The sequence below is a fragment of the Janthinobacterium sp. GW823-FHT03B06 genome (assembly GCF_058796955.1).
On record NZ_JBXAJE010000014.1, the window covers coordinates 1 to 17,058 of the forward strand.

The window sequence follows — 17,058 nt, forward strand, 5'->3', positions numbered from 1 at the left end:
TTTGTCTGCGATGCACAGTCAGACAGCAGGGATACAGGAAGATTCCTGAACTTCCCCTACTTAACGGGGACAGAGCCATAAAAAACGGCGCCATCGGCGCCGTTTTTACGTTTACTGTACCGATGGCTTGGTCGCTTCGAACATGGCCGCATCGATGCTGAACGAATAGTCGTCCTGCAGCGCGAAATACCGGCGCGCTTCCTCGGGCGCGCCATCGAAGAGGTTGCGGATGGCCGCCACGCGCTCGTCCGGCGTGCGCATGCGCGCCACCCACTCGTCGAACTGCATCGTCAGTTTCCACACGCTGCGCAAGCTGTGCGTAAAGCCCGCGTTGCCGAACTTGGCGCCCCATTCGCACGTGCGGTAGTCGCGCACGTGCGAGGCGTCGCGCAGCATTTCCACCGCCTGCAAGGTGCTGTCGTACAGGGCCGTCTTGGGCGCCACGATATCGACCACCAATAACGTGCCGTTCGGGCGCAGCACGCGCCACGCTTCGGCCAGGGCTCCCGCCACGTCATTCCAGTGGTGCGCGGAAAAGCGCGTGACCACCATGTCGAAGCTGGCATCGGCAAACGGCAGACGCGCCACGTCGCCCTGTTGCGTGCGGATGTTGTGCAAGCCCCGCTGCGCTCTCGCGTGCTCCACCACGTCGAGCATGGGTTGCGCCAGGTCGTAGGCGACGACGGATGCCGCCACGGGGGCGACGGCAAAGCTGGCGTGGCCGGCGCCGCAGCCCAGGTCCAGCACGGCCGGCCGGCCGTGGCGGCGCGCGCATTCCTGCATCAGCACCAGGTCGGCGCCTTGCGCGTGGATTGCGCTGCTCAGGTAGGCATGGGCTGTCTTGCCAAACTGTTCGGTAACGACATCGTGCTGCTGCATGGTTTTCTCCTGTTGATGGGTGAGTTCCTGCAGAATAGGGATAAAATTATCCTGTAACAAGACCATAACTTATACTGGTATGTCCACTACCATGCATCTGTGCCATGTCGAACAAGCTCGCTGAATTCATCCGCGCCCGGCGCGAAGCCGTCACCCCCGCCATGGCTGGCTTGCCCGGTGGCGGGCGTCGGCGCACGCCGGGCTTGCGGCGCGAAGAGCTGGCGCAGCTGTGCGACGTCAGTCCCACCTGGCTGACGTGGCTGGAGCAGGGGCGGCCCGTGTCGGCGTCGGCCAAGATGCTTTCTCGCCTGGCGCAGGTACTGCAGCTGAGCCAGGCCGAGCGCGCCTATCTGTTCGAGGTGGCCGACAAGCATGACCCCAGCCATGGCACAGGCGAGGGCGGCGGGCCTGCCAGCGCCGAGCTGGCGGCCATCGTCGCCGCCATCAACGCGCCCGCCTACATCCTCGACCGCGAATGGAGCGCCGTGGCGTGGAACGGAGCGGCGTCCGCCTTGTTCACGGGCTGGCTGCATGGCGACGGGGACGCGCCGAACCAGCTGCGCTTCATGTTCCTGGAACCTGGCGCGCGCGACCTGATCGTCGGCTGGCCCGAGCGGGCGCGGCGGCTGGTGGCGGAGTTTCGTGCCGATATCGGCCGCCAGGCGGACCAGGCGCCGCTGGCCGGCCTGATCGCGGAGCTGGCCGACGCCAGCCCTGAATTTTGCCAGTGGTGGAGCGCGCAGCAGGTGCAGGGCCGCGATGGCGGCTTGCGCCGCTTCCAGCATGCGCAACAGGGGGCGCTCAGCTTCAACCAGGTCACCTTGCACCTGGCGCGCCAGCATGAATTGAAACTGGTGATGCTGTTGCCTGTGTCATAAGGTAAAACAGCCGCGCTTGCTATAATCTGGTTGACCGCCTGGCCCGGCCTTTCCAGACCATGCTGTCCTGGCTCCGGCCGTCGCCATGATGACGGTCCCGCTCTTTCGCCAGGAGTCTGTCCTGATATCCCGCAATCCCAACCTGCGCAGCATCTATGTGATGCTGGTCGCCGTCGCCATGTTTTCCCTGATGGACACGGCCATGAAGCTGTTGTCCGCCCATTATCCGCCCATGCAGGTGACGGCCTTGCGCGCCCTGTCGTCCCTGCCGCTCGTCTGCCTGTACCTGCTGTACCGTGGCGCCTTCAAGAATGTGCTGAAGGTGCGCTGGCCCCTGCACTTGCTGCGCGGCGCGCTGGGCGTGCTGATGATTACCCTGTTCGCCTACGGCTTGAAGCGCATGTCGCTGGCCGAGACGTATGCGCTGTTTTTTGTTGCCCCCTTGCTGATCACGGTGCTGTCGGTTTTTATCTTGAAGGAAAAAGTCGACGTCGCGCGCTGGTGTGCCATCGCCGTGGGTCTGCTGGGCGTGCTGGTGGCGCTGCGTCCCGACGGTTCGGGATTCTTTTCGCTGGCCGGGCTGGCCGTGCTGGGCTCGGCTGCCTGTTACGCCATTTCCGCCGTCACGGGCCGCATCCTGAGCCGCACGGATGCCAGCGAAAGCATGGTCTTCTGGCTGATGGTGATGATGGCCGCTGGCGGCGTGGCCTTGTCGGCGCACGAATGGGTGAGCATCCGCCGCGAAGACTGGTGGCTGCTGGCCGGCTTGTCGCTGAGCGGCTTCCTGGGCCAGCTGGCCATCACGGAAGCTTTTCGTTTTGGCAAGGCATCGAGCGTGGCGCCATTCGAATACTCGGCCCTGGCCTGGGGCATGGCCCTGGACTGGATGCTGTGGCGCGCCTTGCCCGACGAATACACCTTGATCGGCGCGGCCATCATCATCGGCAGCGGCATTTACCTGGTGCGGCGCGAAGCCGTGCATGCGGAAAGCGAACATCCGTGAGGAACGGTTGTGGTATTTCTGGCGTGAGCCATGCCGCACCGCAACGAAAATCCGGCAAATAGATATAATCGACAGATGTTAAAACAACGCACCATCAAACAACAGGTCCGCACCATCGGTGTCGGTTTGCACTCCGGCACCAAGGTCGAGCTGATTCTGCGTCCCGCCGCGATCGACACGGGCATCGTGTTTCGCCGCATCGACCTCGATCCCATCGTCGAGTTTCCCGCCAGTGCCATGGCCGTGGGCGATACGCGCATGGCGTCCGTACTGATCAAGGACGGCGCCAGGGTTTCCACGGTTGAACACCTGATGTCGGCCGCAGCCGGCCTGGGCATCGACAATATGGTGATCGACGTGAATGCGGAAGAAATTCCCATCATGGACGGTTCCGCTTCGTCCTTCGTCTACCTGCTGCAGCAGGCCGGCGTGGAAGAGCAGCAGGCGCCGAAGAAATTCATCAAGGTCATCAAGCCCGTGGAAGTGCGTCAAGGCAAGGGCGACGCGGAAAAATGGGCGCGCCTGTCGCCGTACGACGGCTTCAAGCTCGATTTCTTCATCGAATTCAATCACCCGGCCGTCGATGGCACGATGCAGCGCGCCTCGGTGGACTTCGGCGACGTGTCCTACGTGCACGACGTGGCGCGCGCGCGCACCTTCGGTTTCATGCAAGACGTGGAAAGCTTGCGCGGCATGGGCCTGGCCCGTGGCGGTTCGCTGGAAAACGCCATCGTGATGGACGAGTACCGTATCCTCAACGCCGATGGCCTGCGCTACGAAGACGAGTTCGTCCGCCACAAGATCCTCGACGCCATCGGCGACCTGTACCTGGTGGGCCATCCCTTACTGGCATATTACACGGCGCACAAGTCGGGCCACGCGCTGAACAACCAGCTGCTGCTGGCGCTGCTGGAACAGCCAGAATCGTATGAAATCGTCTCGTTCGATACCAACGAGGCGGCGCCGCAGTCGTATTTGCGGCAGATGGAGCGCGAGTGGTCGTTGACGTAGGTCGGATTAGCCCGCAGGCCGTAATCCGACAACCCCGCAGGCGCCAACAATGTTGTCGGATTACGGCCCGAAGGGCCTAACCCGACCTACGTGCTGCCGCCTGGCGTTGCTAATCTTTAGGTTCGCGGTGGTGGCGCACCATATTGCGCAGCGCCGCGATCAACTGCTCGTTCTGCTTCGATGGCGGCAATGCCGTGCTCAGCTCTTCCAGGGCCGACATGGCCTTTTCCGGCAAGACCAGTGCCCGCGTATGCACGATGGGCGCGATGCTCTTGATGACTTGCACTTTCAGCTTGATGCCTGCAATCTGCCAGCCCTTTCTTTCCAGTTCCCCTTGTAGTTTCGGCAATTGCTGCTTGAGCTTGGCCGCCAGTGCCGCGTTCGGCGTGGCCAGCACCAGCTGCCCGCCTTCGAATTGCAGGATGTCGCAATGCTCGAACATCGCCGGCAAAGCCTTGGCGCAATCTTTCTGCAGGGCGGCCAGGCGCGTGACGGTGGGCATCAGGGAAGCCATCGTCGCGTTGCCGCGCAGAAAATCGGTTGCCCCCGTCGCGGCCGGGCCGGAACGGGCAAAGCCGTAGCCGCGGCGCGGCGCCGGAGAATAAGTGGGAGTTCGCATGGCCGAAACATAGCACACTCGCCCGCGCATGACGAGTGCGGCGGCGGGTGCGGCGCAGGCGGGCAGGCCGTATTGCCTTACAGTATGGGAAATGTCCGCAATTTCTGCCATTTGTTTGTCATTAAGCTATTGTTATATGGTGCATTACCCCAACCTTGGCGGGAACGCATGATAAAATCATCGTCTTTTGCCATAGTCGAACTCCGTGCGGTGACGCGATTACTACCTCGTTGTTCCCTACCGAGCTTTTTTTAACGGCGTTTTTTCAAGAATTCAAGCATGTCATTACTGACCCAGATTTTCGGTAGCCGCAACCAGCGGCTGCTCAAGCAATACCAAAAAACGGTACGCGAGATCAATGCGCTCGAGCCGGCCATCGAAAAGCTGTCGGATGCCGAGCTGCAAGCGAAAACGCCTGCCTTCAAGGAACGCATCGCCGCTGGCGAATCGCTCGATGCCTTGTTGCCGGAAGCCTTTGCCGTTTGCCGCGAGGCCAGCAAGCGCGTCCTGCGCATGCGCCATTTCGATGTGCAGATGATCGGCGGCATGGTCTTGCATTTCGGTAAGATCGCGGAAATGGGCACGGGCGAGGGCAAGACCCTGATGGCAACCTTGCCAGCCTACCTGAATGCCTTGTCGGGCAAGGGCGTGCATATCGTCACCGTCAACGACTACCTGGCGCAGCGCGATGCCGAGACCATGGGCCGCCTGTATGCATGGCTGGGCCTGTCGACGGGCGTGAACATGTCGCAGATGGAGCACAGCGCCAAACAGCAGGCGTACAACTCCGACATCACGTACGGCACGAACAATGAATTCGGTTTCGACTTCTTGCGCGACAATATGGTCTACGAAGCGCGCGAGCGCGTGCAGCGCAGCCTGAACTTCGGCATCGTCGATGAAGTCGACTCGATCCTGATCGATGAAGCGCGTACGCCGCTGATCATTTCGGGCCAGGCGGAGAACCACACGGACCTGTATCACAAGATCAATGAACTGCCTGCGCGCCTGACCCTGCAGATCGGCGAAGAAACGCCGGACGGCAAGGGCAAGGTTGAAGTGCCGGGCGACTACACCAAGGATGAAAAAGCGCACCAGGTGCTGCTGACGGAAGCGGGCCACGAAAAGGCCGAAGGCATCCTGATGGAGATGGGCCTGCTGCCGGAAGGCGCGTCGCTGTACGATTCGGCCAACATCACCCTCGTGCACCACCTGTATGCGGCCCTGCGCGCGCATGCGCTGTACTTCAAGGATCAGCACTATGTGGTGCAGAACAATGAAGTGGTGATCGTCGATGAATTCACGGGCCGTCTGATGACGGGCCGCCGCTGGTCCGACGGCTTGCACCAGGCCGTCGAAGCGAAGGAAGGCGTCAAGATCCAGAACGAGAACCAGACCCTGGCCTCGATCACCTTCCAGAACTACTTCCGCATGTACGCCAAGCTGGCCGGCATGACCGGTACGGCCGATACGGAAGCGTACGAATTCCAGGAAATCTACGGCCTGGAAACGGTCGTGATTCCGCAAAACCGTCCGCTGCAGCGCAAGGACCGCCAGGATCAGGTCTACAAATCGTCGGCGGAAAAATACAACGCGATGTTGAACGACATCCGCGACTGCTACGAGCGCGGCCAGCCCGTGCTGGTGGGGACGACCTCGATCGAGAACTCGGAACTGCTGTCGGGCATCCTGACCAAGGCCGGCTTGCCGCACAACGTGCTGAACGCGAAGCAGCATGCGCGCGAAGCGGAAATCATCGCCCAGGCAGGCCGTCCGAAAGCCATCACCATCGCCACCAACATGGCAGGCCGCGGTACGGACATCGTGTTGGGCGGTAACGTCGAAAACCAGATCAAGTTTATCGAAGCCAATGCTGAGCTGAGCGACGCCGACAAGGCAGCCCAGTCGCAGACCTTGCGCGATGAGTGGCAGTCGCTGCACGACCACGTGGTCAATGCGGGCGGCTTGCACATCATCGGCACCGAACGCCACGAATCGCGCCGCGTCGACAATCAGTTGCGTGGCCGTGCCGGCCGCCAGGGCGATCCGGGTTCCTCGCGCTTCTACCTGTCGCTCGACGACGCGCTGCTGCGCATCTTCGCCGGCGACCGCGTGCGCGCCGTGATGGACCGTTTGAAAATGCCGGAAGGCGAACCGATCGAGGCAGGCATCGTCTCGCGTTCGATCGAGTCGGCCCAGCGCAAGGTCGAAGCGCGCAACTTCGACATCCGCAAGCAATTGCTGGAATACGATGACGTCGCCAACGACCAGCGCAAGGTCATCTACCAGCAGCGTAACGAGCTGCTGGAAACGACCGATATTTCCGAGATGATCGGCTCGCTGCGCCATGGCGTGTTCACGGACCTGGTGCACGAATACGTGCCGCGCGAATCGGTGGAAGAGCAGTGGGATATCAAGGGCCTGGAAAACACCCTGGCCAGCGAATGGCAGCTCGACCTGCCGCTGCAGCAAATGCTGGAAGCCGATTCGACCCTGACGGACGAAGAGATCCTGGAAAAAGTGCTGGCCGCGGCCGATGCCGTGTACCAGTCGAAGATCGATATCGTCGGCAAGGAATCGTTTGGCGGCTTTGAGCGCAATGTCATGCTGCAAAGCGTGGACAGCCACTGGCGCGAACACCTGGCGGCACTCGATCACCTGCGCCAGGGTATTCACCTGCGCGGTTATGCGCAGAAGAACCCGAAACAGGAATACAAGCGCGAAGCGTTTGAACTGTTTGGCCAGATGCTCGACATGATCAAGAACGACGTCACGAAACACGTGATGACGGTGCGTATCCAGTCGCGCGAAGAAGTCGATGCGGCCGAACAGGCGATGCAGCAGTCGCACGTGGAAAACGTGCACTACCAGCACGCCGAATTCGACCCGAACGCGGCGCCGGAAGAACTGCTGGCGCCGACGGCTGGCGACAGCAACGACCAGTATGTCGACGACATGAGCGTGAGCATGGGCGTCAAGGTCGGCCGCAACGATCCATGCCCTTGCGGCAGCGGCAAGAAGTACAAGGCTTGCCACGGCAAGCTGGCTTAAGCGCGGTTTGTCAGTGTGAACAAAAAACGGAGACTGCGGTCTCCGTTTTTTTATGCTTGCTTTTCTGTCGCAGTCAATGCCAGCTCAAGGAAATTCCCAATACCGCGGCACGGGTAATGGCCTGCCCCGCAACCCGCCACGATCTTTTGCCCGCAGACCCGCCTTGATCATGGTGGCAACATCGGTCAGTACGACACGATTGCTGACAAGATAGTCGTGGCCGATAAAGTTCATTGTCACGTTCGAGGCATCGATAAAATCAAGGCCGGGAATGTTGACGATGGGGCCGCGGATGTCGCCAATTTTGTCCCAACCGGAATACCTGTAGGACAAACGCATAGCCATGTCATTCTTCGATGCATACAGCGTGACTGGCAAGCCCAGACTGGCAAGGCGAGGTGCGATCTGCTCGCGGAATACATCGGCGTTGATGTCCGGCGCCGCCAGCACCACTTGCTTGAAACGCGGCAGCAGTTCCGGGCGTTTTTCCAGCAAGTTGGCCAGGGCCATCGTCGTCGGGCGGTTACCCATGCTGTGCGCAATGATGTAAATATCGGTGGCATCGGAGCGGTCGGCGAAATCAGCGAGGAAGTTTTGCAGATGTGCCTGCGTCCATTGAGCAGAGTTGTCATCAAAACGATAGCCGGTAAATTCTCCCTTCGATGGCCAGCTGTAAAACACGGGCATGGCGTTGACATTAAGATCGACAGCCATCTGCGCAGTGCGCAAGGCGGCATCGTCAAACGCATTGTAGTATCCATGGATATAAATGAAGGCGGCCCGCCTCTCCGGGGGGAGAGAGGCTGCCAGCCGCGTTTTGACTGTGGCAAAAAACCTGGCGGCCGACCAGCGCTCCAAGTCCATGATGAGCATGTATTTTCGGGCGTCGCCGCCTTGACCTAAAATCCACCACGGCGTTTTTGTTACGGTGCCGATTTTCCTATCCTCGGGAACACTGACCAATACGCTGCCGTAACTTAAATGAGGCGCTTTGCGGTTTGGTTGCCAGCTATAGTTTTTCTTGTCAGCTTGAAATTGCCGGTCGGTGGCGTAATAAACCCTGACCAGCGTGCTGCCCGCTTGCGCCGCTACCTCTGCCGGCAGTCCGCCCGATACCGGCGGCGGGGCCGGAGCAGACCGTGGCGGCGGGGGAGGCGGAGGCGGAGGCGGCAGCGAAGCCGTTGCAGGCGCTTCCGGGGCGGGCTCGATCGTGCTGATCGATGCTGGTGGCGTCAGGGATGCGCATGCGCTCAGCACACTGCACAATAGGGCCAGGGACAAAGGCCCGGCTGTTACACGATATGATTTGATCAGGCAAACGCATTTCTGTTGATTCAGCATGGCATTCTCTCTTCTGTTGGTGCCGCATTGGAAGGTCGCACGCGAAGTACCGTGCACTCTCACCTTAGGCACGCATGTCTCTGCCATCATGACAAATCGCAAGCTTGCGAGCCGGGGCAGGAGCGAATGTTCGTCGAGTATAAGGGCGCCCGCATGGTCAATGCCGCCGCGAAGGCGCTACAATAGCGCTTCCCTTTTCCCTCGCAGAAGAACTCATATGGCCGTCAATTCTCCCAAGCCCGTCGCCGCCGACTTGAAAGCCGTCGCCGGCATTGAAATCGGTGTTGCCGAAGCCGGCATCAAGAAACCCAACCGCAAGGATTTGCTGGTATTGAAACTGGCGCCGACGGCCACCGTAGCCGGCGTGTTCACCCTGAACCGCTTCTGCGCCGCGCCCGTGCAAATCTCGAAGGCCAACCTGGCGGCCGTGACGGCCGGCGCCGCGCCGATCCGCGCGCTGCTGGTCAATACGGGCAACGCGAATGCGGGCACGGGCGAATCGGGCCTGGCCGACGCGCAGGCCAGCTGCGCCGCGCTGGCCGAGCTGCTGGGCTGCACGCCGCAGCAAATCCTGCCGTTTTCCACCGGCGTGATCCTGGAACCGCTGCCCGTGCAGCGCCTGGTCGCCGGCCTGCCGCAAGCCGTGGCCGCGCTGACCTCGGATAACTGGTTCTCGGCCGCCGAAGCCATCATGACCACCGACACGCAGCCGAAAGCCGGTTCGCGCACGGTCACCATCGGCGGTCATGCAGTGACCCTGACGGGCATCAGCAAGGGCGCCGGCATGATCAAGCCGAACATGGCCACCATGCTGGGTTTCCTCGCGTTCGACGCCACCGTGGCCCAGCCCGTGCTGGACCAGCTGGTGAAACAGGCGGCCGACAAATCGTTCAACTGCATCACCATCGACGGCGACACGTCCACCAATGACTCGTTCATGCTGGTGGCCACGGGCGCCGGCAGCCTGGTCATCGATTCGATCGATTCGCCGCACTATGCGGAACTGGCGGCCGCCGTCACCGAACTGTCGACCTTCCTGGCGCAAGCCATCGTGCGCGACGGCGAAGGCGCCACCAAATTCATGACCGTGACCGTGGAAGACGGCCGCAACGTGGAAGAATGCCGCAAGATCGCCTATTCCATCGCCCATTCGCCGCTGGTGAAAACCGCGTTCTTCGCCTCCGACCCGAATTTGGGCCGCATCCTGGCCGCCATCGGCTACGCGGGCGTGGACGACCTGGACGTGGGCCAGTTGAACCTGTACCTGGACGACGTGTGGGTGGCCAAGAACGGCGGCCGCAACCCCGATTACCAGGAGCAGGACGGCCAGCGCGTGATGCAGCAAAGCGAAATCACCATCCGTGTAAAACTGGCGCGCGGCGATGCCACGGCCACCCTGTGGACGTGCGATCTGTCGCATGATTACGTGTCGATCAACGCCGACTACCGCTCATGACCGCCCTCGATCAATTCCTGATCCGCGCCGAGCGGGTGCTGGCGCGCCTGGAGTCGATCTTGCCGCCGGCCTTGCCGGCGACCGACTGGAACAGCTTTGCCTTCCGCTGGCGCCGGCGGCAGGGCGCCGCCAGCCATCTGCAGGCGGTGGCGCACGTGTCGTCCATCGCCTTGGATGACTTGCATAACATCGGCACGCAAAAAGCGCAGATCGAGCAGAACACGCGCCAGTTCGTTGCCAGCCGTCCCGCCAACAACGTGCTGCTGACGGGCGCGCGCGGCACGGGCAAGTCGTCGCTGATCAAGGCATGCCTGAACCAGTTCGCCGGCCAGGGCCTGCGTCTGATCGAAGTGGACAAGGCGGACCTGGCCGACTTGCCCGACATCGTCGACCTGGTGGCGGCGCGTCCCGAGCGCTTCATCATCTTTTGCGACGACCTGTCGTTCGAAGAGGGCGAAAGCGGCTACAAGGCGCTGAAAGTGGCGCTCGACGGCAGCATCGCCGCGCAATCGGACAATGTGCTGATCTACGCCACCTCGAACCGCCGTCACCTGATGCCCGAACGCATGTCGGACAACAGCAGCTACAAGACGGACGACGATGGCGATTTGCATCCGGGCGAGACGGTGGAAGAGAAAATCTCGCTGTCCGAGCGCTTCGGCCTGTGGCTGTCGTTCTACCCTTTCAAGCAGGACGATTATCTCGATATCGCGGCGCACTGGCTCGCCTCGTTCGGCTGCACGCCGGAACAGATCGCGCAAGCGCGCGGCGACGCCCTGCGCTGGGCCTTGCAGCGCGGTTCGCGTTCGGGCCGGGTGGCGTGGCAATTCGCGCGCGATTATGCTGGGAAACTACCTGCGGGAAAGCTGCCGCAATGAGCGAGATGAAAGTGAAACCGGTTGATGTGGCCGTTGGCATCCTGATGAAACCGAATGGCGACGTGCTGCTGGGCCAGCGTCCGGCCGGCAAGCCGTATGATGGTTATTGGGAATTTCCTGGCGGTAAAGTCGAACCGGGCGAAGCCATTTTGGACGCCTTGAAGCGCGAGTTTGTCGAGGAGCTGGGTTTATACATCGACAGCGCCGAAGCCTGGTGCGGCGTCGAATATGTGTATCCGCACGCCCATGTGCGCCTGCATTTCTATATCAGCCGCAACTGGCGCGGCGAGCCGCAAAGCCTGGAAGGGCAGGCGTTCGCCTGGCAGGGCACGGTCGGCGTGGAACCCTTGCTGCCGGCCACCATTCCCCTGCTGGAATGGCTCGACGAGGTACGCCGGGAATCCCTGATACCTGCCTGATCTCCACTTGTGCCGGCGGGCAGCACCATGCTGCGTGCTGGCGCAAGCTTTGCTGTGACTTTCCTTGTATCGCGCGCGCTTTGCGCTACAGTGCTTTCATCAAGCACCGGGGGAGTCTCGCATGCCGCTGACACTGACCTTTACCGATACCGATGAATTGCTGATTGCCGCCTTGCACAAGCTTGCCCGCGCGCATGGGCGCAGCATCGAAGACGAGCACCGCGACATTCTGCGCAGCGCCTTGCGGCCCTTGCCGAAGCGCCCGCTCGACGATATTTTGCGCGGCATGCCCGACGTGGGCCTGGACGCGGATTTCGAGCGCCGCCCCTGATGCGCCATGCCTATGCCCGCTTATCTGGTCGATACGGATGTGATCGTTGCTGCGCGCAAGGGCAGTGCTGCGCCGGCGGGCGTGGCCGATTTTTTCGAGCGGGTAGCGCCGGAGTTGCGTTATGTGCCGGTGCAGGTGATCGCGCAATTGCGCGCAGGCATACAGTGCAGCTGGCGGCGCGAAGCGGCGCTGGAAGCACTGGCGCTGGAGGGCTGGCTGGAAGCCGTGCTGGCGGAATATGCGCCGCGGCTGCTGGAATTCGATCTCGATTGCGCGCTCGTGTGCGCGCGTCTGCATGGCCGTAGTCACGCGCATGGCGTCGATGGACAGATCGCGGCGATGGGTATTGCCTATGGCTTGACGGTGGTCAGCGGCAGGCTCGACAGTTTCGCGGCGCAGGGGCTGCGCCTGGAAAATCCATTCAAATGAAGCTTACTGGGGCTTGTTGTCTTCGTCTGCCAAGGGATCTTCGAACGGGTCGGCGGCGGGGATCGTGTATTTCTCTTCGGCCCAGGCACCCAGGTCGATCTGCTTGCAGCGTTCCGAGCAGAAGGGGCGGTATTTATTGGCTTCAGTCCATTCGACTTTGGCGGCACAGGTAGGGCAGTTAACGACGGTCATGATGGGGCAAATAAGTAACAGTTAAAAATTACAGAGCGTGAGCTCGAATGGTACATCTTCTTCCAGCGGCTTGGGTTTCAAGTCGCCGCCCTGGGTAGTGAAGCGTACCCACAGCATGTATTTGTTGGCGGAAATTTCCGGGATGGCGCCGCTGTTTTCATCGAGGCTCAGGCGCAGCATCTGATACACCTTGCCTTGCAGCATTTGCTGGTAGCTGCCGCCATTGGCGATCAGTTTCACTGGGCCGCCGGAATCGCGCAGCAGGCGCAAGACCAGGGCCAGCGCGTCGAACAGGGGCGCCAGCGGGGCGAACCACGCGTGGATATCGGTCAGGCGCTGCTCGCAGCTGCGTTTTTGCCAGGCAAAGTACGACGGCAAGTCAAATTCGCAGGCGCCGCCCGGGATGATGGTGCGGCCGCGGATGCTCATCAGCCATTCATTGTCGCGGATATTCTGGCCCGTCTTGCCTTGCGCCGCCACGAGGGCGCCGCTGACACTGTCGAGTTCGCCGAGGATGGCATCCAGGGTTTCCGGTTCCACATTCGGATTGCTGCGGTAGCCCAGCAGGCTCTGGCGCTGGCGCTCGAGTTCCTGCAGCAGGTCGGACTTCAGGTCGGCGCGGCCGGCCACTTCAAGCATATCGAAAATAGTTGCCAAAGCAACATGATGCTGCATTGCATGCTCTTGCTGGATGAAGAACTTGAATTTGTCGTACAGGTCTTCCAGCCGCAACAAGGTACGTATGCGTTCGTTGAAAGGGTATTCGTAGACAATCAAAATAATTCCCTTAAGTAAGGACCTGCAAACAATCCCGTGATTTTGAACCAAGCGTCGACAAATTACAAACGTTGCGGCCCGATTCCAGCCATTCTTTTTGAAAATGCCAGATATAAATCGTGCAACTGGGCAATCTGCGGCGCCAGGGCCGCCAAATCGCCATTATTGTCGATCACATCGTCCGCCGCCGCCAGGCGCATGGCACGCGTGGCCTGCGTGGCCATGATGGCTTTGACTTGTTCTTCCGATAAGCCATTGCGCGCCATCACGCGCGACACTTGCAGGCTTTCCAGGCAATCGATGACCAGTACGCGGTTGACCCGCTCCACCCAGCCGCCGGACTCGACCAGCAGGGGCACGGCAAAGATCACATAGCTGCCCGTTGCTGCGGCGGCCGCCTCCAGGGTCGCCTGGCGGATGCGCGGGTGCAGGATGGCTTCCAGTTTCGCCTTGGCGGCGGCGTCGGAAAACACGAGGTTGCGCATTTTTGTACGGTCGAGGGCGCCGCGCGCATCGGCGTAGCCGGGGCCAAATTCCGCCACTAGGGCTGGCATGGCCGCGCCATTCGGCGCCGTCAGGCTGTGTGCGATCTGATCGGTGTCGACGATGGAGGCGCCGCGCGCGGCGAACAGGTCGGCCACCGTGCTCTTGCCGCAACCGATGCCGCCGGTGAGGCCGACGCTGAAATAGGGGGCGTTTTGTAATTGCATGTGTGTATCCATAAGGGGCTGGTCAGCTGGTCAGGCCCAGCGTGAGGCGCGACAGGGGCGTGCCGTACAGCAGCGCAATCAGACCCGCCGCCGCCAGATAGGGGCCGAAGGGAATCGGCTTGTCGCGCCCCCGCTTGGCAAACACGATCAGGCCGATGCCGACCACGGCGCCCACCACCGACGACAACAATATGATCGTCGGCAACATGGTCCATCCCAGCCACGCACCGAGCGCCGCCAGCAATTTGAAGTCACCATAGCCCATTCCCTCCTTGCCTGTCGCCAGCTTGAAGGCCCAGTACACGGCCCACAGGGCCAGATAACCGGCGGCCGCGCCGATGACGGCGTCCTGCAGCGGCACGAAAGTGCCGTTGATATTGACCAGCAAGCCGGCCCACAGCAGGGGGAAGGTCAGGTCGTCCGGCAGCATTTGCGTATCGGCATCGATGAAGGTCATGGCGATCAGCAGCCAGGCAAACACGAGCGTGGCCAGGCCCGTCCAGCCGCTGCCGAAGTGCCAGATCAACAGGGCCGACAGCGCGCCCGTCAGCAGTTCCACCAGCGGATAGCGCACGGAGATAGGGGCCTTGCAGGCGCTGCATTTGCCACGCAGCAGCAGGTAGCTGAGGACGGGGATGTTTTCCATGGCCGTGATGCGGTGGCCGCAAGCGGTGCAGTTCGAGTGCGGCAGCATCAGGTTGTAGCGGTCCGTATGCGGCAAGGGCAAGCCGCTTTCTTCCGCCACATAATTAGCGGAGTCGCGCTCCATCATTTTCGGCACGCGGTGGATCACCACGTTGAGGAAGCTGCCGACGATCAGGCCGAACAGGGCGGCGGCGAGGGCGACGGGAAAATTGCCGGGCGCGGCGAACAGCAGGGTATCTTGCAGCATGGTGGCGTTGTCTGAGGTGATGATATTGCCGCGCAAACATTGCTTGGCACTGCCGCAGTGTAAAACATCTGCCGGCGCATGGGGATGTTTTGCGCAGGGTTCTGGTCGAGGGATGACGTCGGGCCAGCATGGCGGCCGTAGTTTTCGCGTGGATCGAATTCTTCCAGTCGCTCACCGATGTGTGGGTTTGTCACCCGGCTTGCGGAGGCTATCCCGCAAACCGGACGCTGTAAACGCCTGCGCCGCCTTTAGATGGTCAATATTCGCTTAGCGGCAACAATGAGGTCACCTTTCTGGCTTACGCTGCACCTTGTCGCGCCGGTTGACCGCGCGCGCCAACAGCGAGCGAGTCAGGAACTTATGAAACGGCATGATGATAAACAAATAAACTCTTCCAAAGAGATTGTTTATTTTAACCAAGGTTGAAATCGTCACTTCCGATCCCTTCAGACTCGGTTGAATGCTTATCCAGATCCGAAAATCCAGATGCTTGTCGTCACCACCGACGACGACTTCAGTGCCCGTACTTGAAATAATCGGAAACATGCCAATCTTCCCCAGCCCGCGATCGCTAAAGCTAATACTTTTCTTTAGTCCCAGCGGTGCGACGATTCCATTGCGCAGAATAATGAGCCAGGCGAGCATGCGATGCGGTTCAGCGAACACGGCGCGCCCCGCTTGTTCGGCGTCCACGTAGGTTCGATCCCCCTGACCGGAATAGCCGTCGGAGAAATCAATGCGCGTCAATCCGGACGCCGACATGGCTGCTGCCGGTGCGGCAATGAGGAAGACTTTGTTTGCTTCGTTTGTCATGAATGAAACGCTCTCTGTAAAGTGAGTGACGGTCGGACTGCGGTTGTTTTGATTGGCGCGCATTCCAAGTTTGCAAACGTGCACTGGCGGATGAAGTGCTTGCACCGTGGTTACATGGGCCGGCAAGCTCCGTCTAATATTGCGCCAACGCCTGCTTTCGCGGCAATGGCGTCTCGGATACTCGTATCAATTAGTCGTTCATAGATTGCGCTTTGGCCGGCCGGAATAAGTTCTCTGAGTGTTTCTTTACGTTTGTCCCGGCCGAACCAGGCCTCAACGGCCCAACCGATCAGATACACTGCAGACAAACAGCCGCCTGCGGTCGCCACATTTCCTTTGCATACCAGGGGCAAATCGAGAACCTCAATTCCCAGGGCTTGAAGTTCCTCTTTGGCATCGGGATGCGTCGTGGCTGGCCCCTTTGCCAGCAGACCCAACTTGGCAAGAATGAAGGAGCCGGCACAGATCGATCCGATGAGCTGCGTATCTGGATTCAGGGAAAATGCACGCATGAAATCCTGGTTGGCGATAGCGCCTTTCACGCCAACTTTACCGCTGGAAAACAAGACAAGGTCTGCGTCATTCGCTTCGCTGATGCACCCGTGGGTCTTGATAATCAGACCGTTTGCGGATTGATGCGCTTCCTTTGTTCCCAATATCTTCACTTGCCAATCCGTCTTATTCCTCCCGAGGATGTCCCACATCAGGAATAAATCCAAATCGGTGAAATGATCAAAAATCACGATGACTATTTTCTTCATGTTGCGCTCCGCCGTTTGCGTTGATTCAAAAATAGACCACGGACGAGCACCGCATTTTTTGAGCCCGCAGTTGTGAATGAGTCCGTCAAATATCTGTTCTCTGAAGCACGTCTTTTTTTGATTGGACGGGCTTCAGTGCTGGCCCGCCAACACAGTTCTTGCCGACTGCGCGTCGGCTTTCAGTGCGAAGTAGGTCCACATTCCTCCAAGCAGGTCTGCGACGCCGAAAAAAATGATCATTGGGCTGGCAAGGCCTATGGCAGCGAAGGTCGTGAAGGCCGCGAACACGAAGAGGCGCGTGTATACCGACGCTACCAGAAACGGCTTGTTTTCGTGCTTGGCTGCGACCCACGCATAGACGCCAATCATGGATACGACAACGCCAAGCAAATGAATCCAGACCTCGGAGGTTGGCGGAATTTGTAAGATCGACAGCAAGAAGTTCGGCGCGACGACTAACACGGGCCCAACGATGAACAAGTAGATGGCAAATACTTTGGCGCTATACGCAGACTTGGACATGTTTTTCCTTTTTGAGAGCGTTGCCGGTAGGCTTGGTGGTTTCACGGCGGGTGATTGAACTGTGGTGGCGATACTGCGCAAGCGCGGCACGGCTGC

At 60.5% G+C, this 17,058-nt stretch carries 19 protein-coding genes; 9 read left to right on the forward strand and 10 right to left on the reverse strand.

Annotated elements, in window-relative coordinates; all coding sequences use genetic code 11:
• Nucleotides 1-111: 111 nt before the first annotated feature.
• Entirely contained in the window at nucleotides 112-879 is a 768-nt protein-coding gene (locus tag AC1RBA_RS27350) for a class I SAM-dependent methyltransferase (RefSeq protein ID WP_070222477.1), read from the reverse strand.
• Between the two features lie 104 nt (nucleotides 880-983).
• Here AC1RBA_RS27350 and AC1RBA_RS27355 point away from each other — a divergent pair, with 104 nt between their 5' ends.
• The 3 genes from AC1RBA_RS27355 (at nucleotide 984) to lpxC (ending at nucleotide 3,771) form a co-directional block, all read left to right on the forward strand.
• A complete protein-coding gene (locus AC1RBA_RS27355; RefSeq protein WP_492420512.1) occupies nucleotides 984-1,757 on the forward strand; it encodes a helix-turn-helix transcriptional regulator in 774 nt (257 codons plus the stop codon).
• Nucleotides 1,758-1,917: 160 nt separating this feature from the next.
• The gene (locus tag AC1RBA_RS27360) at nucleotides 1,918-2,760 is read left to right on the forward strand and encodes a DMT family transporter (RefSeq protein WP_409028777.1); all 843 of its coding nucleotides are present in this window, start codon (nucleotides 1,918-1,920) and stop codon (nucleotides 2,758-2,760) included.
• A gap of 75 nt (nucleotides 2,761-2,835) precedes the next feature.
• Nucleotides 2,836-3,771: a UDP-3-O-acyl-N-acetylglucosamine deacetylase gene (gene lpxC, locus AC1RBA_RS27365; protein WP_070222474.1), complete on the forward strand. Its 936-nt coding sequence runs from the start codon at nucleotides 2,836-2,838 to the stop codon at nucleotides 3,769-3,771.
• Nucleotides 3,772-3,880: 109 nt separating this feature from the next.
• Here lpxC and AC1RBA_RS27370 read toward each other — a convergent pair whose 3' ends face one another.
• Entirely contained in the window at nucleotides 3,881-4,390 is a 510-nt protein-coding gene (locus tag AC1RBA_RS27370; protein ID WP_492403359.1) for a DciA family protein, read from the reverse strand.
• A gap of 279 nt (nucleotides 4,391-4,669) precedes the next feature.
• Here AC1RBA_RS27370 and secA point away from each other — a divergent pair, with 279 nt between their 5' ends.
• A complete protein-coding gene (gene secA / locus AC1RBA_RS27375) occupies nucleotides 4,670-7,441 on the forward strand; it encodes a preprotein translocase subunit SecA (RefSeq protein WP_121668506.1) in 2,772 nt (923 codons plus the stop codon).
• An 84-nt stretch (nucleotides 7,442-7,525) separates the two neighbouring features.
• Here the strand turns inward: secA and AC1RBA_RS27380 are convergent, their stop codons facing one another.
• The gene (locus tag AC1RBA_RS27380) at nucleotides 7,526-8,782 is read right to left on the reverse strand and encodes an alpha/beta hydrolase (protein WP_139143047.1); all 1,257 of its coding nucleotides are present in this window, start codon (nucleotides 8,780-8,782) and stop codon (nucleotides 7,526-7,528) included.
• 217 nt (nucleotides 8,783-8,999) lie between these two features.
• Here AC1RBA_RS27380 and argJ point away from each other — a divergent pair, with 217 nt between their 5' ends.
• The 5 genes from argJ to AC1RBA_RS27405 all read left to right on the forward strand — a co-directional run bounded on the left by argJ (nucleotide 9,000) and on the right by AC1RBA_RS27405 (nucleotide 12,295).
• Nucleotides 9,000-10,238 carry a bifunctional glutamate N-acetyltransferase/amino-acid acetyltransferase ArgJ gene (argJ, locus tag AC1RBA_RS27385; protein ID WP_034784989.1) on the forward strand — a complete coding sequence of 413 codons (1,239 nt, stop codon included), beginning with the start codon at nucleotides 9,000-9,002 and terminating at the stop codon, nucleotides 10,236-10,238.
• Nucleotides 10,235-11,116: an ATP-binding protein gene (locus tag AC1RBA_RS27390; protein ID WP_121668507.1), complete on the forward strand. Its 882-nt coding sequence runs from the start codon at nucleotides 10,235-10,237 to the stop codon at nucleotides 11,114-11,116. The genes argJ and AC1RBA_RS27390 overlap by 4 nt, the downstream gene beginning before the upstream one ends.
• Entirely contained in the window at nucleotides 11,113-11,535 is a 423-nt protein-coding gene (locus tag AC1RBA_RS27395) for an NUDIX domain-containing protein (protein ID WP_070312907.1), read from the forward strand. The genes AC1RBA_RS27390 and AC1RBA_RS27395 overlap by 4 nt, the downstream gene beginning before the upstream one ends.
• A 121-nt stretch (nucleotides 11,536-11,656) precedes the next feature.
• The gene (locus AC1RBA_RS27400) at nucleotides 11,657-11,866 is read left to right on the forward strand and encodes a FitA-like ribbon-helix-helix domain-containing protein (RefSeq protein ID WP_492420515.1); all 210 of its coding nucleotides are present in this window, start codon (nucleotides 11,657-11,659) and stop codon (nucleotides 11,864-11,866) included.
• 6 nt (nucleotides 11,867-11,872) lie between these two features.
• Entirely contained in the window at nucleotides 11,873-12,295 is a 423-nt protein-coding gene (locus AC1RBA_RS27405) for a type II toxin-antitoxin system VapC family toxin (RefSeq protein WP_139143048.1), read from the forward strand.
• 3 nt (nucleotides 12,296-12,298) lie between these two features.
• Here the strand turns inward: AC1RBA_RS27405 and yacG are convergent, their stop codons facing one another.
• The 7 genes from yacG to AC1RBA_RS27440 all read right to left on the reverse strand — a co-directional run bounded on the left by yacG (nucleotide 12,299) and on the right by AC1RBA_RS27440 (nucleotide 16,962).
• Entirely contained in the window at nucleotides 12,299-12,490 is a 192-nt protein-coding gene (gene yacG / locus AC1RBA_RS27410; RefSeq protein ID WP_034785391.1) for a DNA gyrase inhibitor YacG, read from the reverse strand.
• A gap of 18 nt (nucleotides 12,491-12,508) precedes the next feature.
• Nucleotides 12,509-13,264: a cell division protein ZapD gene (gene zapD / locus AC1RBA_RS27415; RefSeq protein WP_070219363.1), complete on the reverse strand. Its 756-nt coding sequence runs from the start codon at nucleotides 13,262-13,264 to the stop codon at nucleotides 12,509-12,511.
• A gap of 62 nt (nucleotides 13,265-13,326) precedes the next feature.
• A complete protein-coding gene (coaE, locus tag AC1RBA_RS27420) occupies nucleotides 13,327-13,974 on the reverse strand; it encodes a dephospho-CoA kinase (RefSeq protein WP_121668509.1) in 648 nt (215 codons plus the stop codon).
• Nucleotides 13,975-13,996: 22 nt separating this feature from the next.
• Nucleotides 13,997-14,866: a prepilin peptidase gene (locus AC1RBA_RS27425; RefSeq protein ID WP_492420518.1), complete on the reverse strand. Its 870-nt coding sequence runs from the start codon at nucleotides 14,864-14,866 to the stop codon at nucleotides 13,997-13,999.
• Nucleotides 14,867-15,151: 285 nt separating this feature from the next.
• On the reverse strand, nucleotides 15,152-15,742 hold the full coding sequence (locus tag AC1RBA_RS27430; RefSeq protein ID WP_492420520.1) for a DUF2867 domain-containing protein: 591 nt from the start codon (nucleotides 15,740-15,742) through the stop codon (nucleotides 15,152-15,154).
• Between the two features lie 47 nt (nucleotides 15,743-15,789).
• On the reverse strand, nucleotides 15,790-16,440 hold the full coding sequence (locus AC1RBA_RS27435) for a DJ-1/PfpI family protein (protein ID WP_492420522.1): 651 nt from the start codon (nucleotides 16,438-16,440) through the stop codon (nucleotides 15,790-15,792).
• A gap of 132 nt (nucleotides 16,441-16,572) precedes the next feature.
• Entirely contained in the window at nucleotides 16,573-16,962 is a 390-nt protein-coding gene (locus tag AC1RBA_RS27440; RefSeq protein WP_492420524.1) for a hypothetical protein, read from the reverse strand.
• Nucleotides 16,963-17,058: the final 96 nt, after the last annotated feature.